This is a genomic window from Streptomyces sp. BK239 (assembly GCF_004217285.1).
Classification (GTDB): domain Bacteria; phylum Actinomycetota; class Actinomycetes; order Streptomycetales; family Streptomycetaceae; genus Streptomyces.
In genome coordinates this window covers 137,090-151,247 of record NZ_SHKS01000002.1, presented here as the reverse complement: position 1 = coordinate 151,247, position 14,158 = coordinate 137,090, and the positions used below count along the sequence as shown (strand labels likewise).

Annotated in this window: 11 protein-coding genes; all 11 read right to left on the bottom strand. The window is 71.9% G+C overall.

Annotated features, from left to right (window positions below; genetic code table 11):
* Positions 1 to 63 precede the first annotated feature (63 nt).
* A complete protein-coding gene (locus tag EV567_RS06530; RefSeq protein WP_130437701.1) occupies positions 64 to 1,293 on the bottom strand; it encodes a serine hydrolase in 1,230 nt (409 codons plus the stop codon).
* A gap of 57 nt (positions 1,294 to 1,350) precedes the next feature.
* Positions 1,351 to 2,823, bottom strand: a complete 1,473-nt coding sequence (locus EV567_RS06525) for an MFS transporter (RefSeq protein WP_130437700.1) — start codon at positions 2,821 to 2,823, stop codon at positions 1,351 to 1,353.
* Positions 2,820 to 3,410 (bottom strand): TetR/AcrR family transcriptional regulator, encoded by a 591-nt coding sequence (locus EV567_RS06520; protein ID WP_242620703.1) that lies wholly within the window; start codon positions 3,408 to 3,410, stop codon positions 2,820 to 2,822. The genes EV567_RS06525 and EV567_RS06520 overlap by 4 nt, the downstream gene beginning before the upstream one ends.
* A gap of 113 nt (positions 3,411 to 3,523) precedes the next feature.
* Positions 3,524 to 5,914 (bottom strand): excinuclease ABC subunit UvrA, encoded by a 2,391-nt coding sequence (locus tag EV567_RS06515; protein WP_130438288.1) that lies wholly within the window; start codon positions 5,912 to 5,914, stop codon positions 3,524 to 3,526.
* A gap of 46 nt (positions 5,915 to 5,960) precedes the next feature.
* Positions 5,961 to 6,404 (bottom strand): helix-turn-helix transcriptional regulator, encoded by a 444-nt coding sequence (locus EV567_RS06510; protein ID WP_130437698.1) that lies wholly within the window; start codon positions 6,402 to 6,404, stop codon positions 5,961 to 5,963.
* Between the two features lie 54 nt (positions 6,405 to 6,458).
* Positions 6,459 to 7,901, bottom strand: coding sequence for a membrane-associated oxidoreductase (locus EV567_RS06505; protein WP_130437697.1), 1,443 nt, complete (start codon positions 7,899 to 7,901; stop codon positions 6,459 to 6,461).
* A 59-nt stretch (positions 7,902 to 7,960) separates the two neighbouring features.
* Positions 7,961 to 8,842, bottom strand: a complete 882-nt coding sequence (gnd, locus tag EV567_RS06500; protein ID WP_242620734.1) for a phosphogluconate dehydrogenase (NAD(+)-dependent, decarboxylating) — start codon at positions 8,840 to 8,842, stop codon at positions 7,961 to 7,963.
* 10 nt (positions 8,843 to 8,852) lie between these two features.
* Positions 8,853 to 10,499: a glucose-6-phosphate isomerase gene (pgi, locus tag EV567_RS06495; RefSeq protein ID WP_130437695.1), complete on the bottom strand. Its 1,647-nt coding sequence runs from the start codon at positions 10,497 to 10,499 to the stop codon at positions 8,853 to 8,855.
* Positions 10,492 to 11,427, bottom strand: a complete 936-nt coding sequence (gene opcA / locus EV567_RS06490; protein WP_130437694.1) for a glucose-6-phosphate dehydrogenase assembly protein OpcA — start codon at positions 11,425 to 11,427, stop codon at positions 10,492 to 10,494. The genes pgi and opcA overlap by 8 nt, the downstream gene beginning before the upstream one ends.
* Positions 11,424 to 12,956: a glucose-6-phosphate dehydrogenase gene (gene zwf / locus EV567_RS06485; protein WP_130437693.1), complete on the bottom strand. Its 1,533-nt coding sequence runs from the start codon at positions 12,954 to 12,956 to the stop codon at positions 11,424 to 11,426. Before zwf ends, opcA begins: the two co-directional genes overlap by 4 nt.
* On the bottom strand, positions 12,953 to 14,158 hold the full coding sequence (tal, locus tag EV567_RS06480) for a transaldolase (RefSeq protein WP_130437692.1): 1,206 nt from the start codon (positions 14,156 to 14,158) through the stop codon (positions 12,953 to 12,955). The genes zwf and tal overlap by 4 nt, the downstream gene beginning before the upstream one ends.

Here is a 14,158-nt window from a genome sequence, read left to right as displayed (position 1 = left end):
CACGACGGCCTCGGCCTCGGCGACTCGGGCCGAGGCCGCCCGCGTGAACGGCCGCGCCCCGGTTCAGCCGATGACCGCCTCGTGCACCAGGCGCTTGAGGTCGGGGTAGAGCTTCAGGGACTTCCTCGGCCGCAGCTGGGTCAGGAACTGCACGGTCAGATCCCGGCTCGGGTCGACCCAGAACGTGGTCGTGGCCACCCCGCTCCAGCCGAACGTGCCCATCCCCGTGGGGGCCTGGGTGCGGGCCGGGTCGATCACGACGGAGACGCCCAGGCCGAAGCCAACGCCGTCGTTGCCGGGCTCGTCGTGGGCGGGGCGGCTGCCGACGGTGCGCAGGTCGGCGCCGCCGGGCAGGTGGTTGCGGGTCATCAGGTCGACCGTCTCCGGCCGCAGCACCCGCACGCCGTCGAGCTCGCCGTGCCGGCGGAGCATCTCCATGAAGCGGTGGATGTCGTAGGCGCTCGCCACCATGCCGCCGCTGCCCGACAGGAACCGGGGCCGCCCGGACAGCGGCAGCCCGGCGATCGGCTGTATGGCGCCGCTGTCGGTGTCCCCGTACAACTCGGCCAGCCGCGCGGCCTGTTCGTACGTCACCTGGAATCCGGCGTCGGGCATGCCGAGCGGCCGGAAGACGCGCTCGGCGAGGAACTCGTCCAGGGGCCGGCCGGAGACGACCTCGATGATCCTGCCGAGGACGTTGGTGGCCACCGAGTAGTTCCACTGCGTGCCCGGTTCGAACTGCAGGGGGAGGCGTGCGTACGCCTCGACGGTGCCGGCCAGGTCCGAGCCCGGCAGCACGGCCGAGTCGAGTCCGGCCTCCCGGTAGAGGGCGTCGACCGGATGACAGTGGTAGAAGGCGAAGGTCAGACCGGCGGTGTGGGTCATCAGGTGCCGCACCAGGAGCGGCTGCCGGGCCGGCCGGGTGGTCAGGTCCGCGCCGGAGCCGGACACGTACACCCGCTGGTCGGCGAAGGCGGGCAGGTGGTCGGCGACCGGATCGTCGAGGGAGAGGGAGCCGTCCTCCACCAGCGTCAGCGCGGCGACCGAGGTGACCGGCTTGGTCATGGAGTAGATCCGGTAGAGGGTGTCGGCCTCGACGGGGAGACCCGCGGCGATGTCACGCCGGCCGTGCGTGGTGAGGTGGGCGACCCGGCCGCCACGGGCGACGGCCAGGAGGAAGCCGGGCAGACGGCCCTCGTCGACGTGGTGGGCGACATGCCGGTCCAGACGGTCCAGCGCCTTCGCGTCGAGCCCGACCTCGCGCGGGTCGACCTCTTGCCGCAGTTGTGCCATCGCTTGCCTCCGTTGCGCTCGTACGAGGCGCGCTCCGGCACTCCTCGCGGAACGCCCTCAGCACTCATCGTCGCCCAGGGACGGCGCCGAATAGCCCCTTTCCACGCCGTGACCTGTGTGCTCTGTGTCGCGCCGGCCGGCCAGGAGTGAGACCTCCTCCGCCGGAGCGGGCGGCAGGCGCGGGGTGTCCGGGCCGCGGCCCGGCAGCCGGCGGCACACCCAGATCGCCGCCGCGGCCGCCGCGGCCAGGACGGCGAGGGGGAGGCGGGAGCCGCCGAGGTCCATCAGCAGCGCCGCGGCCGCCACCCCGAGCGCCGGCCCGACGTTCATCGCCGTCTGCTGCAGACCGCCCGCCACCCCGGCCGACTCCACGGGAGCCCGCCGTACGACGACATGGGTCCCCGCGACCATCACCGTGCCGAAACCCGCGCCCAGCAGGCCGAACCCGACGCAGAAGGCCGCGGCTCCCGAGGCCCCCGCGAGGACGAGCAGACCCGCGGTGAGGACGGCCGTCGCCGCGGCGAGGGCCGCCCGTGCGCCGGCCCGCCGCAGCAGGACGGCGGACGTGGGCGCCGCGGCCACCAGCAGCACGGCCAGCGGGAGACTGAGCAGCGCGGTGCGCAGCGGCGTGAGGCCCAAGTCGTCCTGGAGGAGGTGGACGCAGGCGAACAGCGCGCCGTTGAGCGTGGCGGAGGCGGTGACCAGCAGGGCGAGCGCCGCGCCCACCATCGGGGAGCCGATCACGTCCGGCGGCAGCAGCGGAGCCGGCGTGCGGCGCTCGTGCCGGACGAAGGCGACGCCCGCCACGCCCGCGGCGAGCGCGACGAGCACGGTGACGACGGTGTTCGGGCCGCCCGTGCCGGGGGAGGCGAGAGGGCTGGCCAGGGTGTGCACCAGTCCCGCCAGCGCGACCGCGAGCAGCAGCGCACCGGGGACGTCCAACGCCGGGCGGCCCGCCGCGCCGGAGCGCACGCGCTCCTCGCCCCCGTCGGGGGCCGCGAGGGCGAGCACGCCGAAGACCAGCGCGGGCACGATGTTGACGAGGAACACCGCCCGCCAGCCGTACGAGGTGGCCAGCGCCCCGCCGATCACCGGCCCGGCGGCCGCCGCCAGTCCGATCGCGGCCGTTCGCACGGCGATGGGCCGCCGCAGCCGCTCGGGTGGGTAGGCGACGCGCAGCATGCCGAGCGTCGCGGGCTGCGACAGCGCCCCGAACACGCCTTGTAACACGCGGAGTCCGATCACCCAGCCGATGTCGGGGGCCAGTGCGATGCCCGCGGAGGCGGCGCCGAAGCCGAGCATGCCGACGGCGAAGGCACGGCGGTGACCGTAGCGGTCGCCGAGCCGGCCGGCGAAGACCAACAGGCTCGCCACCGCCACCAGATACCCGGTGCTGGTCCACTGCACCTGTGCGAACGACGCGTGCAGGTCGTGCCGCAGGGTGGGCTGGGCGACGGTCAGCACGGTGCCGTCCAGGGCGACGACCGCGGCGCCCGCCACACTGCTCGCCAGTGCGAGGGAGCGCTTCACCGCACGGCCTCCGGTCCCAGGTGGGCGTCGAGCACGGTCCCCAGGAGCGGGGCGAAGTCACCGCTCCCGGTGGCCAGTTGGAGACTGCCCCAGCGCCACAGCTGGGCCAGGCCGTGCAGGTTGGCCCACAGCGCGCCGGCGACCGCCCGCGCGTCGGCCTCGGGCCGCACGCCGGCCACGAGTTCCACCAGTACGCCGAACAGGGGCAGGCTGGTGTCCCTCAGCCGCAGATGCCCGCTCTCCAGCAGGTCGTGACGGAACATCAGCTCGTACATGCCGGGCTGCTCGAAGGCGAACTCGAGGTAAAGGCGGCTGAGTTCGGAGAGCTGTGCGCGCGGGGGAGCGCCGCCGTCGCCCAGGGCCGAGGTGACCCGGCCGGCCAGTCCGGTGAAGCCCCGGTGGGCGATGGCCGACAACAGCTCCAGGTGAGTGGGGAAGTGACGGCGCGGAGCCCCGTGCGACACGCCCGCCCGGCGGGCGATCTCCCGCAGCGTCAACGCGTCGACGCCCTGCTCGGCCAGCAGTTCCACGCCGGCGTCGACGAGTCGCGTGCGCAGATCGGGCTCGTTCTCCTGCGGCGGTGTCACTGGGGCTCCCTCCCGGAAGGCTCGGCTGTAGACAGTGTCTACCATGCCTCGGTAGACGCTGTCTACGCCTGCCCGGGCATCCAGGCAGGCGTCAGCCGCTCAGTGGAAGCCCCTCACAACTGCCCGACGTACGCCGCCAGATGCTCCCCGGTGAGCGTGGAGCGGGCCGCGACCAGGTCGGCCGGGGTGCCCTCGAAGACGATCCGGCCGCCGTCGTGGCCGGCGCCCGGCCCGAGGTCGATGATCCAGTCGGCGTGCGCCATGACCGCCTGGTGGTGCTCGATCACGATGACGGACTTCCCGGAGTCCACGAGCCGGTCCAGCAGGGCGAGCAGCTGCTCGACGTCGGCGAGGTGGAGCCCGGTCGTCGGCTCGTCGAGGACGTACACGCCGCCCTTGTCGGCCATGTGCGTGGCCAGCTTGAGCCGCTGCCGCTCGCCGCCCGAGAGAGTGGTGAGGGGCTGGCCGAGGGTGAGGTAGCCGAGACCCACGTCGGAGAGCCGGGTCAGCACGGCGTGCGCGGCCGGCGTGCGCGCCTCGCCGGCGCCGAAGAACTCCTCCGCCTCCGTCACCGACATCGCCAGCACCTCGCTGATGTCCCGGCCGCCGAACCGGTACTCCAGCACCGAGGCCTGGAACCGCTTGCCCTCGCACTCCTCGCAGGTCGTGCTGACGCCGGCCATCATCGCCAGGTCGGTGTACAGGACGCCCGCGCCGTTGCACGTGGGGCAGGCGCCCTCGGAGTTGGCGCTGAACAGGGCCGGCTTCACGCCGTTGGCCTTGGCGAACGCCTTGCGGATCGGCTCCAGCAGACCGGTGTACGTCGCCGGGTTGCTGCGGCGCGAGCCGCGGATCGGCGTCTGGTCGACCGAGACCACGCCCTCGCCGGCCGGGATCGAGCCGTGGATCAGCGAGCTCTTGCCGGAACCGGCGACGCCCGTCACCACGCACAGCACGCCGAGCGGGACGTCGACGTCCACGCCCTTCAGGTTGTGCGCGCTCGCGCCGCGGATCTCCAGCGTGCCGGCCGGCTTGCGCACCGACTCCTTCAGCGCCGCCCGGTCGTCCAGATGCCGCCCGGTGACGGTGTCACTGCCGCGCAGCCCCTCGACGGTGCCCTCGAAGCAGACCGTGCCGCCCGCCGTGCCGGCGCCCGGGCCGAGGTCGACGACATGGTCGGCGATCGCGATCGTCTCCGGCTTGTGCTCCACGACGAGCACGGTGTTCCCCTTGTCCCGCAGCCGCAGCAGCAGGTTGTTCATCCGCTGGATGTCATGGGGGTGCAGACCGACCGTCGGCTCGTCGAAGACGTAGGTCACGTCGGTGAGGGAGGAGCCGAGGTGGCGGATCATCTTGACGCGCTGCGCCTCGCCGCCCGACAGCGTGCCCGCCGGCCGGTCGAGCGAGAGATAGCCGAGGCCGATCTCCGTGAACGCCTCCAGGGTGTGCTGCAGCGCGGTGAGCAGCGGCGCGACCGTGGGCTCGCGCAGACCGCGGATCCATTCCGCCAGGTCCCGGATCTCCATCGCGCAGGCGTCGGCGATGCTGACCTCGCCGATCTTCGACGAGCGGGCGCCCTCGCTGAGCCGGCTTCCGTCGCACTCGGGACAGGTGGTGAAGGTGACCGCACGCTCCACGAACGCCCGGATGTGCGGCTGCATCGCCTCCTTGTCCTTGGACAGGAACGACTTCTGGATCTTCGGGATCAGCCCCTCGTACGTCAGGTTGACGCCGTTGACCTTCACCTTGGTCGGCTCACCGTGCAGGAAGTCGCGCATCTCCCGCTCGGTGTACTCCCGGATCGGCTTGTTCGGGTCGAGGAAGCCGGACTCGGCGTAGATCCCCACCGTCCACACGTTGTCCGACTTCCAGCCGGGGATGGTGAACGCGCCCTCCGCGATCGACTTGGAGTCGTCGTAGAGCTGGGTGAGGTCGATGTCGGAGACCGTGCCCCGGCCCTCGCAGCGGGCGCACATGCCGCCGGTGCGGGAGTACGTCGCCTTGACCGCCTTCTTGCCGCCGACGGCGATCGCCCCGCTGCCGCGCACGGAGGCGGTGTTGAAGGAGTACGCGCTCGGCGGGCCGATGTGCGGCCGGCCGAGCCGGCTGAAGAGGATGCGCAGCATCGCGTTGGCGTCGGTGGCGGTGCCGACGGTGGAGCGGGGGTCGGCGCCCATCCGCTGCTGGTCGACGATGATCGCGGTGGTGAGTCCGTCGAGGACGTCGACCTCGGGCCGGTCCAGCGTCGGCATGAAGCCCTGCACGAAGGTGCTGTAGGTCTCGTTGATCAGACGCTGCGACTCGGCCGCGATCGTGTCGAACACCAGCGAGCTCTTGCCCGAGCCGGACACGCCGGTGAACACCGTCAGCCGGCGCTTCGGGATCTCGACGCTGACGTCCTTCAGGTTGTTCTCGCGCGCCCCGTGCACGCGGATCAGCTCGTGGCTGTCGGCCGTGTGCGCCGGGGAGCCCGTGCCTTCGTCCGTGCCGGTGCTCGTGCTCATGTCGTCGTCCGGGCCCGCGTGGGTGCTGATGTCCATGAGCCACACGCTATGGGGGCTCGGGGGGCGGCGCTTCTCGATTTCTGACCGGTCGCGTGACCTGTTTCGCGACGCAGGACGGGATGCCCGCGGTCGCACGCGCCGGATCCTGCCGGTACACGCTGGGCGGCACGCCCACCAGCTCCGTGAAACGCGTGCTGAAGGTGCCCAGCGACGAGCAGCCGACGGCGAAGCAGACCTCGGTCACGCTGAGGTCGCCGCGCCGCAGCAGCGCCATCGCGCGCTCGATGCGGCGCGTCATGAGGTACGAGTACGGCGACTCGCCGTAGGCGCGCCGGAACGCTCGGCTGAGGTGTCCCGCCGACATGTGCACGCCCCGCGCGAGGGCCTCCACGTCCAGCGGCTGGGCGTACTCCCGGTCGATCCGGTCACGCACCCGGCGCAGCAGCGCCAGATCACTCAGCCGCCGCGCCGGGTCGGGTCTGCTCGTCACCCGGGCGATCGTGCCACGCCGTCCCGCGGGTTCCAAGATTTCGTGCCCGGCGACTCACTGGCGGCTGACGCTGCGGGTGACGCCCGCGACGACGGTCGTGGCCAGGATCCAGCCGGTGACGATGAGGACGTACGACAGCGTCCGGTAGCCGCCTGACGGGGCGAACGCGGACTCCTGCCCGAAGGAGATCACCGGCAGCAGCAGGTCGAGGGTGTAGAAGACCGGGTCGAACTCGGGGGCCTCGGACGCCTTCAGAGCCCGCGGATGCTGGTGCGCGAAGGCGGCCGAGCCGACGGCGAGCAGCGACAGCAGCCAGACGGCGGCGCGCAGCGGGCGGAAGCCGTAGCCGACGGTGGCGTCCTGGAGGTGGCCCCACAGCCTGCCGTACCAGGGCAGCGTGCCGCGGTGCCGGCGCTGCTTGGCGAGCTGGACGAGGCGGGCCGCCCGGTCGTCGCCGACGCGCCGGTACGCGGCGGTCAGCTGCTCGTAGGCGTGCGGGTCGAAGGCGTCGTCGTCCCGCTCCAGCATCGGCAGGCGCCGCTCGGCGGGCTCGTGCGGGGTGAGGAAGGTGTAGGTGAGGTCGAGCAGACGGACCTGGTCGGGCAGCACCTCGGGCGCGAGATGGAGCTGGTTGATCTCGGCGCGCCGTAGGTTGAGCCGGCCCACGACGGGCGGGCCGTCGCGCAGCCACAGTTCGCCGATCACGCAGCTGCTGACCCGCAGGGCGGTGTCGCCGGGGTTCGAGAGGGCCGCCCGCAACAGGTCCACCCGGCCGGGTATCCGGGCGCCGCGCAGATCGATCCGGCCCTGCGCGCGCAGCCGGCGGCCCAGCAGGTTGGCGCCCACGTCCAGGGACTCGGCGTCGAGGACGTGCCCGCCGGGGTTGCTCAGCTCGGCGTCCTGGAGGTCGAGCGAACCGGCGACGGTGGCGCCGTCGAGCCGGATGCGCCCCCGGGCGCGCAGCCCGCGGGCGCAGAGGTCGTCGTCCACGGTGACCTGGTTGAGCTGGAGCACCGGCTCGGCGGGGTCCGCGCCGCCGATCTCCGCGTCGTCGAGGAACAGCCCGCCGGAGATCTGCGCGCCCCCGAGGTACACCGGCCCGTCGATGCGGCAGCTCGTCAGCCGGAGGCTGCCGTCGATCCTGGTTCTGGCCGCTTTGAGCCCGGGCAGGACCGAGTCGCGCAGATTGAGGTAGCCGAGCTGGGCGCCGGCGAGGCGGGGGGCCTCCTCGAAGCGGCAGAACCCGAGTCGGGTCACGCTGTCGACGACCGCGTAGCTCAGGTCGAGCACGCCGGTGACACGCGCCCCCAGCACCTTCAGCGCGGCCACCTCACCCGCCTCGCGGGGGCCGTTGAGCAGCAGGGCCCGCAACACGACCGCGCGGACCGTGCGTTCGGGGCCGTCCTCCTCGCCCAGGCCGCGCAGGTCCACGGTGGTCCCCGTGGCGAAGGCCCGCCAGACGCGCTGTTCGGCCGGTGTCAGATCGTCGATCTCCATCAGCCGCGACTCTGGCGGGCCCACCGGGGGGTGTCAACCACACGCCCCCGCAGCCGGGTTCACTCCTTCGCGGACTCGACCGCGTGGCCGCCGAACTGGTTGCGCAGCGCGGCGATCATCTTCATCTGCGGGGAGTCGTCCTGGCGGGAGGCGAACCGCGCGAACAGGGACGCGGTGATGGCCGGGAGCGGCACCGCGTTGTCGATGGCGGCCTCCACGGTCCAGCGGCCCTCGCCGGAGTCCTGCGCGTAGCCGCGCAGCTTGTCCAGGTGCTCGTCCTCGTCGAGGGCGTTGACCGCCAGGTCCAGCAGCCAGGAACGGATGACCGTGCCCTCCTGCCAGGAACGGAAGACCTCGCGCACGTCGGTGACCGAGTCGACCTTCTCCAGCAGCTCCCAGCCCTCGGCGTAGGCCTGCATCATCGCGTACTCGATGCCGTTGTGGACCATCTTCGAGAAGTGGCCCGCGCCCACCTTGCCCGCGTGGACGTAGCCGTACGGGCCCTCCGGCTTGAGCGCGTCGAAGAGGGGCTGGAGGCGGTCGACGTGCTCCTTGTCGCCGCCGACCATCAGGGCGTAGCCGTTCTCCAGGCCCCAGACGCCGCCGGAGACGCCGGCGTCGACGAAGCCGATGCCCTTGGCGCCGAGTTCGGCGGCGTGCTTCTCGTCGTCCGTCCAGCGTGAGTTGCCGCCGTCGACGACGGTGTCGCCGGGCTCCAGGAGGTCGGCGAGCTCGTCGATGACGGACTGGGTGGCGGGGCCCGCCGGGACCATCACCCAGACGGTGCGCGGCGCTTCGAGCCGCGCGACCAGCTCGGGCAGGCCGGCCACGTCGGACAGCTCGGGGTTGCGGTCGTAGCCGATGACGGTGTGGCCGGCGTTGCGGATGCGCTGGCGCATGTTGCCGCCCATCTTGCCGAGACCGATCAGGCCCAACTGCATCGATGCCATGTCAGTGCACTTCCTTGAGTTCGCGGTAGGCGGCCACGAGGGCGGCGGTGGACGGGTCGAGACCGGGGACGGAAGCGCCCTCGGTCAGAGCGGGTTCGACGCGCTTGGCGAGGACCTTGCCCAGCTCCACGCCCCACTGGTCGAAGGAGTCGATGTTCCAGATCGCGCCCTGCACGAACACCTTGTGCTCGTAGAGGGCGATGAGCTGACCGAGGACCGACGGGGTCAGCTCGGTGGCGAGCACGGTCGTGGTGGGGTGGTTGCCGGCGAAGGTGCGGTGCGGCACCTGATCCTCGGGCACCCCGTCCGCGCGGACCTCCTCCGCGGTGCGGCCGAAGGCGAGCGCCTGCCCCTGCGCGAACAGGTTGGCCATCAGCAGGTCGTGCTGCGCCTTGAGCTCGTCGCCCAGTTCGGCGACGGGGCGGACGAAGCCGATCAGATCGGCCGGGATCAGCTTGGTGCCCTGGTGGAGCAACTGGTAGTAGGCGTGCTGCCCGTTGGTGCCGGGCGTGCCCCACACCACCGGGCCGGTCTGCCACTGCACGGGCCTGCCCTCGCGGTCCACCGATTTGCCGTTGGACTCCATGTCGAGCTGCTGGAGATAAGCGGTGAACTTGGACAGGTAGTGCGAGTAGGGCAGCACCGCGTGCGACTGGGCGTCCAGGAACTCGCCGTACCAGACGCCCAGCAGGCCGAGGATCAAAGGGGCGTTGGACTCGGCTTCGGCGTTGCGGAAGTGGTCGTCGACGATCCTGAACCCGTCGAGCATCTCCCGGAACCGCTCCGGGCCGATGGCGATCATCAACGACAGGCCGATCGCCGAGTCGAAGGAGTAACGGCCGCCGACCCAGTCCCAGAACTCGAACATGTTCTCCGGGTCGATGCCGAAGCCCCTGACCTTCTCCGCGTTCGTCGACAGCGCCACGAAGTGCCGGGCGACCGCCTTCTCCTCGCCGCCCAGCCCGTCGAGGAGCCAGGAGCGGGCAGAGGTGGCGTTGGTGATCGTCTCGATCGTCGTGAACGTCTTCGACGCCACGATGAACAGGGTCTCGGCCGGGTCCAGGTCCCGCACGGCCTCGTGCAGGTCGGCGCCGTCCACGTTGGAGACGAACCGGAACGTCAACTCCCGTGCGGTGTAGGCCCGCAGCGCCTCGTACGCCATCGCAGGGCCCAGGTCGGAGCCGCCGATGCCGATGTTGACGACGTTGCGGATCGGGCGGCCGGTGTGGCCGGTCCACTCGCCCGAACGCACCCGGCGCGCGAAGTCGCTCATCTTGTCCAGCACGGCGTGCACCCGGGGGACGACGTTCTCGCCGTCCACCTCGACCACCGCGTCGGCCGGGGCGCGCAGCGCCGTGTGGAGCACGGCCCGGTCCTCGGTGACGTTGATCCTCTCCCCGCGGAACATCGCGTCGCGCAGCCCGAACACATCGGTGGCGGCGGCGAGTTCCCGCAGCAGGGCGAGGGTCTCGTCGGTGACCAGGTTCTTGGAGTAGTCGATCCGCAGATCGCCCACGCGCACCACGTACCGTTCGGCGCGCCCGGGGTCCTCGGCGAACAGCTCGCGCAGGTGCGCCTGCCATCCGGCGCGGTGGTCCGCCAGGGCGGTCCACTCGGGCCGCTGGCTGAGCAGGGGGGTGTCAGGCATGGGAGAAGGCCTCCTCGGCGCCCTCGCCGCGCAGGGCGACGGCGTACATCTCGTCGGCGTCGAGGCGCCGCAGCTCCTCGGCGATCAGTTCGGAGGTGGCGCGCACCTTCAGCGCGAGGGTGCGCGGGGGCTGGCCCGGCAGGGTCAGCGTGGCGAGCGGGCCCTCGGGGCGGTCGATGAGGATCTCGCCGGCGTCGGTGCCGAGCCGCACGGCCGTGACGACCGGACCGGCGGTGACGACCCGCTCGACGGGCACGTTCAGCCGGGCCTCCAGCCAGCGGGCGAGCAGTTCGGCGCTGGGGTTCTCCGCCTCGCTCTCCACCGCCGCCGAGGTGATCGGCACCCGCGCCTGGTCCAGGGCCGCCGCCAGCATCGAACGCCACGGCGTCAGCCGCGTCCACGCGAGGTCGGTGTCGCCGGGGGCGTAGGACTTCACCCGCAGCTCCAGCGCCTTGAGGGGCTGCTCGACGGCGTACATGTCGGTGATGCGCCGCTGGGCGAGCGCGCCCAGCGGGTCCTTCGCGGGGTTGTCGGGCGCGTTCACCGGCCACCACACGACGACCGGGGCGTCCGGCAGCAGCAGCGGCAGGACCACGGAGTCCGCGTGGTCGGAGACCTCGCCGTAGGTGCGCAGTACCACCGTCTCGCCGGTGCCGGCGTCGGCGCCCACGCGCACCTCGGCGTCCAGGCGGGAGTTGGTGCGGTCGCGCGGGTTGCGGGCGTGCCGCTTGATGACGACCAGGGTGCGCGAGGGGTGCTCGTGCGAGGCCTCCTCCGCCGCCCGGATCGAGTCGTAGGCGTTCTCCTCGTCCGTGACGATGACCATCGTCAGGACCATGCCCACGGCGGGTGTGCCGATGGCGCGGCGGCCCTGCACCAGCGCCTTGTTGATCTTGCTTGCCGTGGTGTCGGTCAGGTCGATCTTCATGGCCTGCGCCAGCTCCGTCCGTCTCGTGCGAGCATCTCGTCGGCTTCCTCGGGTCCCCAGCTGCCCGACGGGTACGGGGCCGGCCTGTCGTGCGTGGCCCAGTACTCCTCGATCGGGTCGAGGATCTTCCAGGACTCTTCCACTTCCTGGTGACGCGGGAACAGGTTGGCGTCGCCGAGGAGGACGTCCAGGATGAGGCGCTCGTACGCCTCGGGGCTGGACTCCGTGAAGGACTCGCCGTAGGCGAAGTCCATGGACACGTCCCGGATCTCCATCGACGTGCCCGGCACCTTCGAGCCGAAGCGGACCGTCACCCCTTCGTCGGGCTGCACCCGGATGACGATGGCGTTCTCGCCGAGCTCCTCCGTCGCGGTGGAGTCGAAGGGGGAGTGCGGGGCCCGCTGGAAGACCACCGCGATCTCGGTGACCCGGCGGCCGAGGCGCTTGCCGGTGCGCAGGTAGAAGGGGACGCCCGCCCAGCGGCGGTTGTCGACGTTCAGCCGGACGGCGGCGTACGTGTCCGTCGTCGAGGACGCGGGGATGCCGTCCTCCTCCAGATAGCCGCGCACCTTCTCGCCGCCCTGCCACCCGGCGGCGTACTGGCCGCGCACCGTGTGCTCGCCCAGCTCCGCCGGCAGCTTCACGGCCCGCAGGACCTTCAGCTTCTCGGTGAGCAGGGAGGCCGCGTCGAAGGAGGCGGGCTCCTCCATCGCGGTCAGCGCCATCAGCTGGAGCAGGTGGTTCTGAATGACGTCACGCGCCGAGCCGATGCCGTCGTAGTAGCCGGCCCGGCCGCCGATGCCGATGTCCTCGGCCATCGTGATCTGCACGTGGTCGACGTACGAGCGGTTCCAGATCGGCTCGAACAACTGGTTGGCGAAGCGCAGCGCCAGGATGTTCTGGACGGTCTCCTTGCCCAGGTAGTGGTCGATGCGGAAGACCTGGTCCGGCTCGAACACATCGTGCACGATCGCGTTCAGCTCCCGCGCGCTGGCCAGGTCGTGCCCGAACGGCTTCTCGATGACGGCCCGCCGCCAGGACCCCTCCGGCGCCTTGGCCAGCCCGTGCTTCTTGAGCTGCTCGGTCACCTTGGGGAAGAACTTCGGCGGCACCGACAGATAGAAGGCGAAGTTGCCGCCCGTGCCCCGGGAGGCGTTCAGCTCCTCGACGGCGTCCCGCAGCTGCTTGAACGCGGTGTCGTCGTCGAAGTCGCCCGGTATGAACCGCATGCCCTCGGCGAGCTGCTGCCAGACCTCCTCGCGGAACGGCGTGCGCGCGTGCTCGCGGACCGCGTCATGGACGACCTGCGCGAAATCCTGGTCCTCCCAGTCACGGCGGGCGAAGCCCACGAGCGAGAAGCCCGGCGGCAGCAGACCGCGGTTGGCCAGGTCGTACACGGCCGGCATCAGCTTCTTGCGGGACAGGTCGCCGGTCACGCCGAAGATGACCAGCCCGGAGGGACCGGCGATCCGCGGCAGCCGCCGGTCCTGGGGGTCCCGGAGCGGGTTGCTGTACACCCGTGCGTTCATTCCGCGTCAACTCCCTTGCTGTTCAGCGACTTGGCGACCGCGTCCAGAAGGTCCTGCCACGCCGTCTCGAACTTCGCGACGCCTTCCTCCTCCAGACGGGTGACCACCTCGTCGTAGGAGATGCCCAGCGCCTCGACGGCGGCGAGGTCGGCGCGGGCCTGCGCGTACCCGCCGGTGACGGTGTCGCCGGTGATCCGGCCGTGGTCGGCGGTGGCGGCGAGGGTGGCCTCCGGCATGGTGTTGACGGTGCCGGGGGCGACCAGCTCGTCCACGTACAGGGTGTCCTTGTACGCGGGATCCTTCACCCCGGTCGACGCCCACAGCGGGCGCTGCTTGTTCGCCCGCGCCCCGCCCAGGGCGGTCCAGCGCGACCCCGCCGGCGTCGGACGCCCGGCCGAGCCGAACACCTCCTCGTACGCCTGGTAGGCCAGCCGGGCGTTGGCGAGCGCCGCCCGGCCCTTCAGGGCGAGGGCTTCGTCCGTGCCGAGGACCGTCAGCAGCTTGTCGGTCTCGGAGTCGACGCGGGAGACGAAGAAGGAGGCCACGGAGTGGATCGCGGACAGGTCCAGGCCCTGCGCGGCGGCCTTCTCCAGACCGGCCAGGTAGGCGTCCATGACCTCGCGGTAGCGCTCCAGCGAGAAGATCAGCGTGACGTTGACGCTGATGCCCAGACCGGTCACCTCGGTGATCGCCGGCAGGCCCGCCTTCGTCGCCGGGATCTTGATCATCACGTTGGGGCGGTCCACCAGCCAGGCCAGCTGCTTCGCCTCGGCGACCGTGGCCCTGGTGTCGTGGGCGAGACGGGGGTCGACCTCGATGGAGACCCAGCCGTCACGGCCGCCGGTGGCCGAGTGCACCGGGCCCAGGACGTCGGCGGCGGCGCGCACGTCCGCCGTCGTCATCATCCGCACGGCCTCCTCGACCGTGACGCCGCGCGCGGCGAGCTCGGCGAGCTGCTCCTCGTACCCTCCCCCACTCTCGGCTTCGCTCGAGCGGGGGGACCCCCATCCGGAGCCGATGGCCGCCTGGAAGATGGACGGGTTGGTGGTGACGCCGACGACGTGCCGGGTGGCGACGAGCTCGGCGAGGTTGCCGGACGTGATGCGCCTGCGCGACAGGTCGTCCAGCCAGATCGAGACGCCCTCGTCGGCAAGACGCGCGAGCGCTCCCCCGGTGGCGACTGCTTCGGTCACTGTGATCAT